Genomic DNA, 13,136 nt, shown 5'->3' with positions numbered 1-13,136 from the left:
AGGACGCCGATGTCCGCAACGCCCCTTGTCAAGACAGCAACGGGATTCTTCCAGGCGCAGGCCCTGTTCGCCGGGATCGAACTGGGGCTGTTCGCCCGCATCTGCGCCGCGCCGGCCACCGCGGAGGAGATCCAGCGCGCGTTCGGCCTGCATCCCAAGCTGACGAGCGACTATCTGGACTCGCTGGTCGCGATGGACCTGCTCGTGCGGAACGGCTCCGCGTACGAGGCGGCCCCCCTGACCGCGGCCTACCTCGACCCGCGCCGGCCCGAGTACATCGGCGGCTTCCTCGCCCACAACCAGCGCCGGCTCTACCCGGCCTGGGGCGAGTTGCCCGGCTTCCTGCGCTCCGGCGAGAGCCTGGTGCGGCAGTTGTCGGAAGCCGACTTCACCGAGGGCCTGTACGCCGACCCCACGCGCGCCCGCCACTTCGCCGACGCGATGGACGGCTACGCGGTGCTGCTCGGGCGCCCGCTGGCGGAGAAGTACGCGTGGGACACGGTCAAGTCCTTCACCGACCTCGGCGGCTGCCGCGGGCTGCTCACCATGCGGCTGGCCGCCGCCCATCCGCACCTGCGCGGGGTGACCTTCGACCTGCCCCCGCTGGAGCCGCTCTTCGACGAGCTCATCGAGAAGGAGAGCGGTGCGAGCGACCTGCGTGACCGGGTCAGCTACCGGGCGGGCAGCTTCTTCACCGACGACCTGCCCGACACCCAGGTGTACATCTTCGGCCACGTGCTGCACGACTGGGTGGACGAGCGGCGCAGGGCACTGGTGAACCGGGCGTTCGAGCAGCTGCCCCCGGGCGGAACACTGCTGATCTACGACAGCATGATCGACGACGAGCGGCGCGACGCGGCCTTCGGGCTCCTGATGAGCCTCAACATGGCGATGATCAGTGGATCCTCGGAGTACACGGCCGCCGAGGGACTCGGCTGGCTGAAGGAGGCCGGATTCGAGGTCCGGCCTCCGGTCGCGCTGAACGAGCTCAGCACCCTGCTCATCGGCGACAAGCCGGTCTGACGGCACCGCCGTTCTCGGCCGGGGTTCAGGCGGCTCCGGCCGAGAAGGCGCGCTCCTTCAGCATCGGGATCCGCTGGGCGGTGCGCAGGAACGTGCGGAAGCCCAGGCGGGCCAGCGGGCTCCTGGTGACGAACCGTCTGGCCGTCTTCAGGGAGTCGCGCACGGCGGCGAAGCCGTACTCCGTCATCTGTCTCTCGTAGGCGGCGATCGCCGCGACGACGTCCTTCCCCTGGGCGGCCGTCAGTTCCTGGCAGAGCAGCCGGGCGTCGCGCAGCGCGGTGTTGGCCCCGAGGCCCAGGTGCGGGGCCATGGTGTGGATGGCGTCGCCGAGCAGCGTGACGTTCGTGGCGGCCCAGGGCCCCGTCGGTACGGCGCTGCGGATCGGCAGCAGCGACACCGTCTCGGCGGGGGTCAGGTCGATCATCCGGAGCAGGTCCGGGTGCCAGTTGCCGATCATGCCGGTGACGAGGTCGCGGATCTCGGCGCCCGGCATCTCGGCGGCGTCCGCCGGGAACCGCCGGGTTTCGGCGCCGAAGGCCCACAGGATGTAGCTGCTGGTGTTGTCGTGCATCGCGCCCTCGCGCTCGCTGGCTCCGATGCCGCCGGGCAGCACGACCGGATCGCCGCCGAAGTCGTGGGGCGCGCAGAACATCGAGTAGCCCCTGGCCGGGACGATGTTGGTCAGGCCCTCGTACAGGTGGGCCGGGATGAGCCGCTTCGTCTCCTCGGTGAGCGGGAACTTGCCGGCGACGCGGGTGATGCCGGTGTCGATCCGCTCGGCCTGCGGAAGGTACTGCCGCCGCACCCGCGAGCCGCTGCCGTCGGCTGCCACCAGGACGTCGGTGGTCTCGGTGGAGCCGTCCGCGAAGTGCAGCGTGATCCGGCCGTCGGCCCTGCGCTCGTACCGCTCGAACGTCCGGCCGAAGCGCACCACCTCGTCCAGGCCGGTGAGGAGGATCTGGCGCAGGGTGATCCGGCTGACCGAGTGGTGGTCGCGCCAGTTGGCGTCCCGCTCGCCGGCCTCCAGCTTGATCAGCGGCCGCAGCCGCTCGGTCATGAACACGAAGTCGAGCCCGCCCCTGCCCGTGGTGGCCAGGAACGCCTGCCACAGCTCGGCGGACATGCACGCGCGCAGCGCTTGGGCACCGAGCGGGTTGATGTGCAGGCGGTAGCCCTGGAGGCGGTTGGCCGGTGTGCGGTCCCGCTCGTACACGGTGAGGTCGACGCCCGCCTTGTGCAGGCCCTGGGCCAGGCAGAGCCCGCCCACCCCGGCGCCGATGACTGCTACGTGGAAGGTCATGCTTCCCCGTTCCCGACGATCATCCATTCGGATGACTGTCTCAACCAAACGTATGGATACTTAGAAGGTAACCCGGATCCGCGCACGCGGCAATCGCTTCTTGACGTGGGGTCGCCGACGACGGCCACCTTCGCGTCGTTGACGGCGCCCACGCCCGCCCAGCGCCCTGACCAGCCACCATCCGCGAGCACGCCACGGCAATATTTACGTTTTCTTGACGCCATGATCGCGCGGGATCGACCTTCGGGCTCAGTAGCGTGCATTCGTCTGACATGCCGCACAAGTGGAGGTGGCCCGGTGGCCGGCGCTGTCCGGGAGCGAACGATGCGGCAATGGCTGCTGAAGGGTCTCAAACGTCCCGAAGGGCTGAGCAGCGCGCCCCACGAAGAGGAGACGCCGGAACACCAGCACTCCTGGTGGCAGGTCATGTGCCTGACCGGCGTGGACTACTTCTCCACGCTGGGCTACCAGCCGGGCATCGCCGCCCTGGCCGCCGGCGCGCTGAGTCCCATCGCCACGCTCGTGCTGGTGGGGCTGACGCTCTTCGGCGCCCTGCCGACCTACCGGGCGGTGGCCGAGCAGAGCCCGCACGGGCTCGGGTCGCTGTCGATGCTGGAACGGCTGCTGCCCGGCAAGCTGCTGGTGCTGTTCCTGCTCGGGTTCGTGGCCACCGCCTTCATCGTCACCATCACCCTGTCTGCGGCCGACGCCACCGCGCACATCCTGCACAATCCGTTCGTGCCCGAGTTCCTGGCGAGCTGGCAGGTTCCCGTCACGCTGGTGCTGATCGCGGCGCTCGGCGGGGTGTTCCTGGCGGGCTTCAGCGAGGCGATCTCCGTCGCCGTCGTGCTGGTGGCCGTCTACCTGCTGCTCAACGTGGTCGTGGTGGGCTCGGCCGTACAACATGTGCTCACGGCGCCGGAGAAGGTGACGGGCTGGCAGAACGCGCTGAGCACCGACTACGCCAGCCCGCTCGCCATGGTCGCGGTAGCGCTGTACGTGATGCCGAAACTCGCCCTGGGCCTGTCCGGTTTCGAGACCGGCGTGGCCGTCATGCCGCTGGTCAAGGGTGACGTCGCCGAACGGGTCAAAGGCGCGCGCAAGCTGCTGACCACGGCCGCGCTCATCATGAGCGTCTTCCTGATCACCTCCAGCTTCGCCACCACCGTGCTGATCCCGCCCGCGGAGTTCGCCGAGGGCGGCGCGGCCAACGGCCGGGCCCTGGCCTACCTCGCCCACCAGTACCTGGGCGACTGGTTCGGCACCGCCTACGACCTGTCCACCATCGCCATCCTGTGGTTCGCCGGGGCCTCCGCGCTGGCGGGCCTGCTCAACATCGTGCCGCGCTATCTCCCCCGGTACGGCATGGCCCCGGACTGGACCCGGGCCTCACGCCCGATGGTCCTGGTCTTCACCGCCGTCGCCTTCGTCATCACCGTCGTCTTCGGCGCCGAGGTCGAGACCCAGGGCGGCGCCTACGCCACCGGCGTCCTGGCCCTCATCCTGTCCGCGGCCGTCGCCGTCACCCTCTCGGCCTGGACCGCGGGCCGTACCCGGCCCGCCCTGTTCTTCGGCTTCGTCACCCTGGTCTTCGCCTACGCCACCGTCGCCAACATCATCGAACGTCCCGACGGGCTCGTCATCGCCCTGCTGTTCGTGCTGGCCATCGTGGTCGTCTCCCTCATCTCGCGCGCCACCCGCTCCACCGAACTGCGCGTCACCCGCATCTCCCTGGACGACGAGGCCCGCCGTTTCATCAACGAAGCGGCGGAGCTCTACCTCATCGCCAACGAACCCCACGGCAGGGAGGCCAAGGAGTACGTCGACAAGGCCCGCGAAGCGTGGGAACTGCACCGCCTGCGCACCGGTGAAGGTCTGCTCTTCCTGGAGGTCACCGTCCCGGACGCCTCCGAGTTCGCCGGGGAACTCCGCGTCACCGGCGAGGAACGCCACGGCTTCCGTGTCCTGCGCATGCACAGCACCACGATCGCCAACTCCATCGCCGCCCTCCTGCTGCACCTGCGCGACCAGACCGGCAAGACCCCGCACGTCTACTTCCACTGGGCCGCGGAAGGCAACCCCATCGGCGCCCTGCTGCGCTATCTCGTCTTCGGCGGCGGCGACATCCCGCCCCTGACCCGCGAGGTCCTCCGCCAGGCCGAACCCGACCCCGACCGCCGCCCTGTCGTCCACGTCGGCTGACCTCGCCGAGTCTCGTGGCTCGGGCGGTATGGCGTGATCTGTGGGGTACGCGTCGTTGCGCCATCCCCGGGACGTCGACGACGCTGAAGGGGTGACTCCACGACCACGTGTCGCCTTCGTCATCTTCGAGGGCTTCCAGCCGCTGGACCTGGCCGGCCCGTACGAGGTGTTCAGCCATCCGGGTGAGTACCTGTGCCAGATCGTGGCCGCCGAATCCGGGCCTGTGCGCTCCGCCGGCGGCCTGTGCGTCCAGGCGGGGCACGGTGTCGGCGACCTCGACCCATACGGCGTCGACACGCTGATCGTCGTCGGCGGCAACGGCGTGGACAGGGCACGGCACGACAGCGCTCTGACCCGGTGGATCGCCGCCGCCGGGACGTCCGCGCGGCGTGTGGCCTCTGTCTGCAGCGGCGTGTTCCTGCTCGCCGCGGCCGGCCTGCTGGAGGGCCGCCGGGTCACCACGCACTGGCGCAGAGAAGATCAGCTTGTCCGGGAGCATCCCGAAGTGATCGTGGACTGCGATCCGATCTTCATCCGGGACGGTCGCGTGTGGACCTCAGCGGGGGTGAGCGCGGGGATGGACCTCGCGCTCGCGCTGGTCGAGGACGATCTCGGACGGCGCGTCGCCCACGACGTGGCCCGCGAGATGGTGCTGTTCCTGCGCCGTCCTGGCAGCCAGTCGCAGTTCAGCGTGCCGTTGTGGTCCACGCAGCCCGCCAGTGACCGGATCCGTGTGGTGGTGGAGGCGATTCACGCCGATCCGGGCGCCCGGCACGGCCTGCGGGAGCTGGCCGCCCGTGCCGGGCTGAGCCCGCGTCACCTGCAGCGGCGCTTCAGCGCCGAACTCGGCGTGCCGCCCGCGACGTACGTGGAGCGGGTACGGGTCGAGGCGGCGGGCCGGGCCCTGGTCGAGGGAGACGAACCGGTCGAGGTGGTCGCCCGGCGAAACGGTTTCGGCACGGCGGAGTCGCTGCGCCGTACGTTCCACCGCCATCGTGGAGTTGCGCCATCCGAATACCGGGACCGATTCCGATCCGCGAAGGAGTACGCATGACGAGCTACGGGTTGCTGATCTTCGAGGGTGCGGAGGAGCTGGACTTCGCCGGGCCCTGGGAGGTGTTCACCGCTTCGGCCATGCTCCGCGACCAGGGTGACACCGCCGTGCTGATCGCCGAGCGGGAAGGCCCGGTTCGTTGTGCCAAGGGCATGCGCGTGCTCCCCGATCACACGCTGGACGACCACCCGCCGCTGGATGTCCTGCTGGTGCCCGGCGGCATGGGCACCCGCCGGGAGGTGGGCAATCCGGCGGTGACCGGCTGGATCACCAAGGTCTCCGCCGAGGCGGCCTGGGTGACCGGCGTCTGCACCGGCGCGCTGCTCCTGCACGAGGCAGGACCGGCACGCAACCGCCGTGTCGCCACCCATCACGCGTTCGAGGACACGCTCCAGGCCCGTGGAGAGATCACCGTCGTGCGTGACGCGCGATATGTCGTCGACGGCAACCTCGTCACCAGCCAGGGCGTCTCGGCCGGAATCGACATGGCGCTGTGGCTGATCGGCCGCCTGCACGGCCGCGACCACGCGCGTGCGGTCCGCCGCTACATCCAGTACGAGCCCGCGCCGCCCTACCTCGCCGACGAGCCCACCGCCTGAGAAGGGCGACGCCGGAATCGACGTGGCGGCGGCGTGATCACGTTGCCCGCAGCCGCTGTCACGCACTCCCGGATACAGACGCGGATCTCCCGCGCCACGCCGCAGCGGGATGACGCGCGGCGACACGTCATCCATCCAGCCTCCGTCGGCGAAGTATGGAAGGACACATCGGACCGACGGAGGGGCTTCACATGCGTACCGTCATCAGGTTTGCCGTCATGCTCGCCGGGCTGGTCATCGTCGCCTCGACGGCAGCCGCCGCTTCGGCCGCGACGGCCATCGAGTACGGGCTCATCTTCTGACCCATGCGACCGATTCTCGGCGCTCGCCCGCGACGTCGAAGCGGCACTGGCCGAGGTCGCGATGCCGCTGGGCTTCCACGCCGAGGTGCCGGGCGAGTACGCCGAGCGGCAGGCCGCCCAGCAACGCCTGTTCGGATACGCCGTCCTCGCGCTCGTCGTCGTGCTGATCCTGCTCAACCTGTCCTTCCGTAGCTGGCGGCTGGCCGTCCTCAGCCTGGCCACCCTGCCCGTGGCCCTGGTCGGCGGTGTCCTGGCCGCCTACCTCGGGGACGGCATCGTCTCGCTGGGCGCGCTGGTCGGGTTCTTCACCGTCATGGGCATCGCCGCCCGCAACGGCATCCTCATGATCAACCACTTCCAGCACCTGGAAGAGCAGGAGCACGAACCCTTCGGGGTCGCCCTCGTGCTGCGGGGCGCGCGCGAGCGGCTGTCGCCGATCCTCATGACCGCGCTCGCCGCCGGGCTGGCGGTGCTGCCGCTCGTCATCATGGGTGACATCCCCGGGCACGAGATCGAACACCCGCTGGCCGTCGTCGTGCTGGGCGGACTGTTCACCTCCACCCTGCTCAACCTCTTCGTCACCCCGTCGCTCTACCTGCGCTTCGCCAAGCGCAGGCGAGACCGGGTCGCCGCCTGAGACCCGGACCGGGCATCTCCTGCTCCGCGCGGACCAGGAGATGCCCGGCACTCTTCCACCCGCGCCGGTCCGTACTCACCCCTGCTTCCCCACCCAGGGGGCCGCACCTCGCATACCCGGGGGGAGACTTGATCCATCGTGGTCGTTGGTCGTGCAGCCTTTGGCTCCCTCAGATCCACGGCAGATCGACGGCTTCCGGCTGAGCGAGGTGCTGGGCCGGGGCGGACAGGGGTCGGTGTATCTCGCGGAGGACTCCGCCGGAGGCAAGGCGGCGGTCAAAGTGCTGCGCACCTCCTTCGCCGGGCAACCGGCCGCTCTGCGCCGCTTCACGCGGGAGGCCGAGACCACCGTCATGATCGTGACCATGCTCTCCCGAGTGCTGATCATCTTGTGGCTGGTGGTGCTGAGCATCCCGCTGATCCGCAGCGCCGCGAGCAGACCCGCCCGCGCTGCCACCGCGTGATCCCGAGCGCGTCGACCACGACATCCATGCGCTCGGAGTGCCCCGCACTCTCGGACAAGACCGCCGGCGGCCCTCCTTCACCGTGCTGGGCGAGGGGAGAGCGTTCTGCCTTCGGATCGTCTGACGAGGCCCAGCACCGCGAGGACGCACACCAGCCCCAGCATCCCTCCCCCGTAGATGACCTGGTGGACCGGGAAGAACTCGGCCGCCAGCCCGGCCAGCGCCATGCCGAGCCCCTGGGCCGTCATCAGCCCGGCCGTCATGACCGTCATCGCCCTGCCCCGCAGTTCCTCCGGCACGGCCGCCACGAACCACTGGTCGAGCCCGAGCGTGTACGCGATCCCGAACCCGGTCATGACCTGCAGCAGCAGCGCCCACCCCGGCCCCGGCTCGAACACGTATCCCAGCGCGGGCACCGAGGAGAACAACGCCACGGGCAATGTCAGCCGGGCCCGGCCACGCGGCCCGAGCAGCGACCCCGCCAGGCTCTGGCTCAGGATCGCCCCGATCGGCATCCCGCACATCAGCAGCCCGAGCCAACCGGGCGCCAGGCCTTCGCCGTACGGGATCATGAGGGCCTCGGAGACGACGACGAACATCGGCGGCACCCAGGCCAGCAGCAGCAGCGCCCGGATGCGCCGGTCGGCGAACAGCAGCCGCAGCCCCGACAGCGAGGAGCGCAGCAGCGTCCCGCCCGAGCCCGGCCTGGCCGGGCGGGCGAGCGTGCCGAGACGCAGCAGCAGCGCGGAGCCGAGAAAGGTCACGACCGTCACCACGAGTACGGCTCGCGCCGACGCGAGCCCCAGCAGCAGCCCGCCCACCCCGAACCCCACGAGCTGCCCGCTCTGCCCGACGATCCGGATGACCGAGCGCCCGAGCACGAACAGTTCGCCGTCGCCCAGGATGTCGCCCAGCGTCGCCGCCCTGGTCCCCTGGAAGACGGGTGCCACGGCGGCGGTCACCACGCGCAGCGCCAGCAGCGCCACGACCGGCATCCCGGGCGCCGCCATCCCCAGCGCGCAGGCCGCGCAGATCAGGTCGCAGACGACCAGCACCCGCCGGGCGGGGAAACGGTCGGCGACGGAGGAGAGCAACGTGCCGCCGAGCGCGTACGGGAGCAGCCCGAGCGCGAAGGTGAGCGCGCTGAGCAGCGGCGACCCGGTGATCCCGTAGACCAGGACCGACAGCGCGATCTCGGCGACGACGACGCCGAGCGTCGACAGCGCGTGCGCGGCGAAGACGGCGCGGAACTCGCGGACGGCGAAGACGGCTCGATATCCCATCCCGACAGGCTGCGAGCGGGCCCGGACCGTCTTCTACTCTTTCGTGCACAGGCGAATCACCTGAAGGGGGGACCGTGCGGCTGGAGTTCGGCGCCGACGACCTGCTGCGCTGCCGGTTCGCGATCTCGCCGCTGTGCGAGACGCACGAGGCGGTACGGATGCTGCGGCGCGGCAGCCGCCACGGCTACCACCAGCCGTGGCTGCGGCGGATGCGGGCCTCGACGGAAGGGCTGGACCTGTCGGATCTGTGGCTGTTCATGCCGGACGGCGGCTACATCCCCGACTTCCTCGGCCCGCCGCCGGCCACCCCGGACACCTCGTTCGAGCAGGAACTGGCGCGACTGCGGGCCACCGATCCGGAGCTCGCCCGCGAGGAGATGGTCCGCTCCCTCGGCGGCAGGGCGCGCTCGTCGCGGGCCCGCAGGATGCTGGACGACCCCGAGTGGGCGGTACGGCGGCTCGCCGACCTGACCGAACGGGTGTGGACGGAGCTGGTCGCCCCGGACTGGCCGCGGCTGTCGGCGCTGCTCGACGCCGACATCGCCTACCGTTCACGCAAACTCGCCGAGGGCGGCCTGGAGCGCGCGCTGGCCGACCTGCACAACTCGGTGCGCTGGTCGGAAGGCTCGCTGACGCTGCGCGACTCCCGCGGCCCCGACCGCGACCTACGCGGACGGGGCGTGCTGCTGATGCCGAGCGTGTTCGTCTGGCCGGACGTGGTGAGCGGCTTCGCGCCGCCGTGGCAGCCCGCGCTGATCTACCCGGCGCGCGGCATGGCCGGGCTGTGGGAACCGATGGCGGCGCGGCGGGAGCTGGCGGGGCTGCTCGGCGCGAACCGGGCGGCGATCCTCTCCGGGCTCGACGAGCCCGCCTCGACGACCGGGCTGGCGCACCGGCACGGGCTGGCGCCCTCGACGGTCTCGGCGCACCTGTCCGTGCTGCGCGGGGCCGGGCTGCTCGACTCACGCCGCGACAGCCTCCAGGTGCTGTACGAGCGGACGCCGCTGGGTGAGGCACTGGTCAGACGAGGAACTCGCGACCAAGATCGGCGATGAACCCGGCCCGCCGTACCCGGACTCCCCGGCCGCGGCCGCCATGCCGTACACGCGATCGGAGACGGCGGAACGCCGGACGACCACGGCGAAGTCAGGCCCGGGAGACCTCGCCCCGAGTGTCATCACACCCGCGAAAGCCAGCATTTCTCACGGCGGCCACCCCAACACGTGTCATCGCCGACCTCGGCCATAGAGTGTCCGGGTGATCCTGGAGCTTCCCCCGGGTGAGTTCGGCGCCTATCTCTTCGACTGCGACGGGACCATCGCCGATTCCATGCCGCTGCGTTTTCTCGCCTGGCGACGGGCGTTGGGCGAGTGGGGATGCGAGCTTTCCGAGGAACTGTTCTACGCGTGGGCCGGTCGGACGGTGGCCGACATCATCACCGACCTCAATACGAGCCAGGGGCTGGCCATGCCGGTGCAGGCCGTCGCCCGCCGCGGTGAGGAACTCTGCCAGGAGATGCTGCCCCGGTTGACTGCGGTGCCCGGTGTGCTGGAGCACATCGAAGCCGCGTTCGGCCGCATCCCGTTCGCTGTGGTGTCTGGTAGCGACCGTGCGTCGGTGACGGCGACGCTGACCGCCCTGGGGTTGCTCGGCAGGTTCGAGGTGATGGTCTGCGCCGGTGACTATCCGCGGGCCAAACCCGCCCCGGACCCGTTTCTGATGGCGGCCCGGCGGTTGGGCGTCGACCCGAGGCGCTGCCTGGTCTTCGAGGACGCCGACAACGGGATCCAAGCGGCTCAGGCGGCCGGCATGGCCTGGGTTCGCGTTCCACCGCCAGGGCGACGCTGACCCGGTGGACCCCCTGCTCAGGCCGGGGACGGCTTCAGGTGCTGCACGATGGAGGAGGTGGAGCGGACGACGCCGATCCCAGAGACGGCGCGGCCGTCGTTGTCCTTCCAGAGCTCGAAGTTGTAGCGGCCCGGACGCAGGCCGGTCCAGGTGTGCATCTGCCAGGAGCCGCACCCGAAGCGGGCGGACGCGCCACCCGGGCGTAAGGCGATCCAGTACTCGATCATCCCGTTGGGGCAGGAGAAGTTCGCCCAGATCTCGAGATCGCCCTCCGTGTGCTGAGTCCACTCGCGCGAGGTCACCTGCTTGTACATGTTGGTGACCTTCCAGGGGAAGCCGCTGGCCGGGGACACCGGCGGAGAGGCCGAGGCGGGAGCCGCGTTCGCGGGACCCGGTTCCCGGCCGGAGAGCCAGAGGTATCCGGCGCCCCCGGCGACGATCACGACGGCGAGCGCGGCGGTCAGCGGGAGCCGCCAGGACCCGCTCCGCGGCGGCTCGCCGGCAGGTTCACCTGGAAGATCCAGGGATGATCCCGGCTCCCCGGCGATTGCGCGCCACCGGGCCTCCCAGACCTCCAGGTCCCCGCCGCAGGCCTCGACATACGAACGGACGAAGTCCAGCGGCGGCAGCTCCGCCGGATTCAGCCGCCGGGAGATGGTGCTGGAGTGGTAGCGCATCCGCTGCCCGACCTCCTGCAACGACATCTCGCCTCGCAGCCGGCGCAGATCGTCGACGAACTCCGCGACGGGACCCGTCTCGCGGTCGATCGGCTGATCCTTGCGTCCACCTCGCGACATGGCCCGCTCCGGGTTGTTGCGGTTGTTGTTGCTATTGATGCGCAGCCCAGAAGCGATGACAAGAGCAATCGGCTATGGCGAGCTAGCACTGTCCCCCAAACTCCCGACCAAAGGAGATGACGGATGTCAGGCCGAGTCCGGACACTGCTGGGCGCCCTCTCCATCATCGCGGCCACCCTGGCCCTCACACCGGCGGTGGCGTCCGCCGACAGCGTCCTGCACCGAGACGTCTATTCCTACGCCGGCGGCTACAAGATCAACCTCACGATCTTCGGGAACGCCGCCCAGGCCCGCGCCATGTGCGCCATCACCAACCTGCCGGAGTCGATGATCATCCGCGCCTGCCAGCTCCTCCGCAGCACCTCCGGTGGCGCCGGTACGGAAAGCGGCAACGGCTGGCAGAGGTACGCCCCCAGGGCCTACTCCAGGATGCTGGGGCTGGCCTGCGGCACCTCCTACCGCGTCTTCATCCGCTTCCAGGCCGTGAGCGCGAGTGCGCCGTCCACTGCCTACGGGACGTGGTGGCGCCCCTGCTAGAGGCCCACGGGTAGATGCTGGGCATTCGCTCAACGAAGTTGGGCGAATGCCCCACTTGACCTTGACACAGTGACAAGGCCTTCACTGTCGCCAAGGAGGTGGTTCCCATGACCATGATCTACAAGTCCCCAGAGGGCGAGCTCGAACTTCTCGACCACTACCGGCAGGTCCTGGACACCTGGCCGGTTCCCGCCGAGCACAGACGGGTACCGACTCGCGAGGGCGAGACCTTCGTCCTCGCCTCCGGCCCGCAGGACGCGCCGCCCCTGGTGCTGCTGCACGGCTCGGGCGCGAACACGTCGATGTGGCGAGCGGATATCGCCACCTGGTCGCGGCACTTTCGCACGTACGCGGTCGACCTCGTCGGCGAGCCGGGCCTGAGCGCGCCCTCGCGTCCCGCCCTGGACTCCGACGCCGTGGCCCTCTGGCTGGATGACGTGCTGGACGGGCTCCACGTCACCAGCGCCGCGTTCGCCGGCACGTCCCTCGGCGGCTGGACGGCCCTGGACTACGCGATCCGTCGTCCGGGACGCGTGACCCGCCTGGCCCTGATGTGCCCCGGTGGTGTGGGACGCCAGAAGGTCGGCTGGATCTTCAAGGCCCTCCTGGCCCGGCCCTTCCGGCGCGGCGGCCTCCGCGCGTCGGCCATGGCCGTCGCAGGACTGGACGCGGAGAAGGACCGGCGGGCGCTCGACGCCGTCGTCCTGACGTTCACCCACTTCAACCCGCGCAGGGAGAGGCTCCCGGTGTTCCCCGACGACGCGTTGCGCGGCCTCACCATGCCCGTCCTGGCCATCGTCGGCGGCCAGGACGCCATGTTCGACTCCCATCAGAGCGCGCGGCGCATCCGTGAGTGCGTCCCGCACGCGACCGTGACCCTGCTCCCCGAGACCGGTCACGCCATCTTCGGCCAGAGCGAGCCGATCGCCGATTTCCTCACCCAGGAGCAGCCTTCGGTCTGGGGGACGTGAAGACCATGACCGCCACCAGCAGCATGGCGGCCGGCAATGCGTCCATCAGGAAGATCCAGGCATAGGAGAAGAGGTCGGCACCGCGGCCGCCCGCCACGCCCGAGCGGGAAAGGCGGCGGT

General features: G+C 70.4%; 12 protein-coding genes and 1 pseudogene. 10 read left to right on the top strand and 3 right to left on the bottom strand.

The genetic code is table 11. The features are described 5' to 3' along the window. Positions 1 to 9 precede the first annotated feature (9 nt). A complete protein-coding gene (locus ACIBHY_RS10435; RefSeq protein ID WP_397249290.1) occupies positions 10 to 1,023 on the top strand; it encodes a methyltransferase in 1,014 nt (337 codons plus the stop codon). Between the two features lie 25 nt (positions 1,024 to 1,048). Here ACIBHY_RS10435 and ACIBHY_RS10430 read toward each other — a convergent pair whose 3' ends face one another. Beyond that, positions 1,049 to 2,323: an FAD-dependent oxidoreductase gene (locus ACIBHY_RS10430; RefSeq protein ID WP_397306521.1), complete on the bottom strand. Its 1,275-nt coding sequence runs from the start codon at positions 2,321 to 2,323 to the stop codon at positions 1,049 to 1,051. A gap of 324 nt (positions 2,324 to 2,647) precedes the next feature. On the opposite strand from ACIBHY_RS10430, the gene ACIBHY_RS10425 reads away from it, so the two are divergent. From ACIBHY_RS10425 to ACIBHY_RS10405, 5 genes and pseudogenes are all read left to right on the top strand, one after another. Further along, positions 2,648 to 4,525, top strand: coding sequence for an amino acid transporter (locus tag ACIBHY_RS10425; RefSeq protein WP_397306520.1), 1,878 nt, complete (start codon positions 2,648 to 2,650; stop codon positions 4,523 to 4,525). Positions 4,526 to 4,616: 91 nt separating this feature from the next. Further along, positions 4,617 to 5,579, top strand: a complete 963-nt coding sequence (locus ACIBHY_RS10420; protein ID WP_397306519.1) for a GlxA family transcriptional regulator — start codon at positions 4,617 to 4,619, stop codon at positions 5,577 to 5,579. Next, positions 5,576 to 6,178, top strand: a complete 603-nt coding sequence (locus ACIBHY_RS10415) for a DJ-1/PfpI family protein (RefSeq protein ID WP_397249298.1) — start codon at positions 5,576 to 5,578, stop codon at positions 6,176 to 6,178. Before ACIBHY_RS10420 ends, ACIBHY_RS10415 begins: the two co-directional genes overlap by 4 nt. A gap of 339 nt (positions 6,179 to 6,517) precedes the next feature. Then, positions 6,518 to 7,117: pseudogene (locus tag ACIBHY_RS10410) on the top strand (efflux RND transporter permease subunit); the annotation flags it as partial. A 151-nt stretch (positions 7,118 to 7,268) separates the two neighbouring features. After that, positions 7,269 to 7,580, top strand: a complete 312-nt coding sequence (locus ACIBHY_RS10405) for a hypothetical protein (protein ID WP_397306518.1) — start codon at positions 7,269 to 7,271, stop codon at positions 7,578 to 7,580. A 77-nt stretch (positions 7,581 to 7,657) separates the two neighbouring features. On the opposite strand, the gene ACIBHY_RS10400 is transcribed toward ACIBHY_RS10405, so the two are convergent. After that, entirely contained in the window at positions 7,658 to 8,863 is a 1,206-nt protein-coding gene (locus ACIBHY_RS10400; RefSeq protein ID WP_397249302.1) for an MFS transporter, read from the bottom strand. Between the two features lie 74 nt (positions 8,864 to 8,937). Here ACIBHY_RS10400 and ACIBHY_RS10395 point away from each other — a divergent pair, with 74 nt between their 5' ends. After that, positions 8,938 to 9,918, top strand: a complete 981-nt coding sequence (locus tag ACIBHY_RS10395; RefSeq protein ID WP_397306517.1) for a DUF5937 family protein — start codon at positions 8,938 to 8,940, stop codon at positions 9,916 to 9,918. 202 nt (positions 9,919 to 10,120) lie between these two features. After that, entirely contained in the window at positions 10,121 to 10,711 is a 591-nt protein-coding gene (locus tag ACIBHY_RS10390) for an HAD family hydrolase (RefSeq protein ID WP_397306516.1), read from the top strand. Between the two features lie 17 nt (positions 10,712 to 10,728). Here the strand turns inward: ACIBHY_RS10390 and ACIBHY_RS10385 are convergent, their stop codons facing one another. After that, complete coding sequence (locus tag ACIBHY_RS10385) at positions 10,729 to 11,508, bottom strand: hypothetical protein (RefSeq protein WP_397306515.1); 780 nt, start codon at positions 11,506 to 11,508, stop codon at positions 10,729 to 10,731. A 123-nt stretch (positions 11,509 to 11,631) separates the two neighbouring features. Between ACIBHY_RS10385 and ACIBHY_RS10380 the strand changes: the two genes are divergently transcribed. Both ACIBHY_RS10380 and ACIBHY_RS10375 read left to right on the top strand, forming a co-directional pair. After that, complete coding sequence (locus ACIBHY_RS10380; RefSeq protein ID WP_397249310.1) at positions 11,632 to 12,045, top strand: hypothetical protein; 414 nt, start codon at positions 11,632 to 11,634, stop codon at positions 12,043 to 12,045. A 107-nt stretch (positions 12,046 to 12,152) separates the two neighbouring features. Further along, a complete protein-coding gene (locus tag ACIBHY_RS10375) occupies positions 12,153 to 13,016 on the top strand; it encodes an alpha/beta fold hydrolase (protein WP_397249312.1) in 864 nt (287 codons plus the stop codon). The last annotated feature ends 120 nt before the right edge of the window (positions 13,017 to 13,136 follow it).

The organism is Nonomuraea sp. NPDC050547 (assembly GCF_044457345.1).
In the GTDB taxonomy this organism is placed as follows: Bacteria; Actinomycetota; Actinomycetes; order Streptosporangiales; family Streptosporangiaceae; genus Nonomuraea.
The sequence above is the reverse complement of the archived record's forward strand: the minus strand, read 5'-3'. Positions and strand labels throughout refer to the sequence as shown.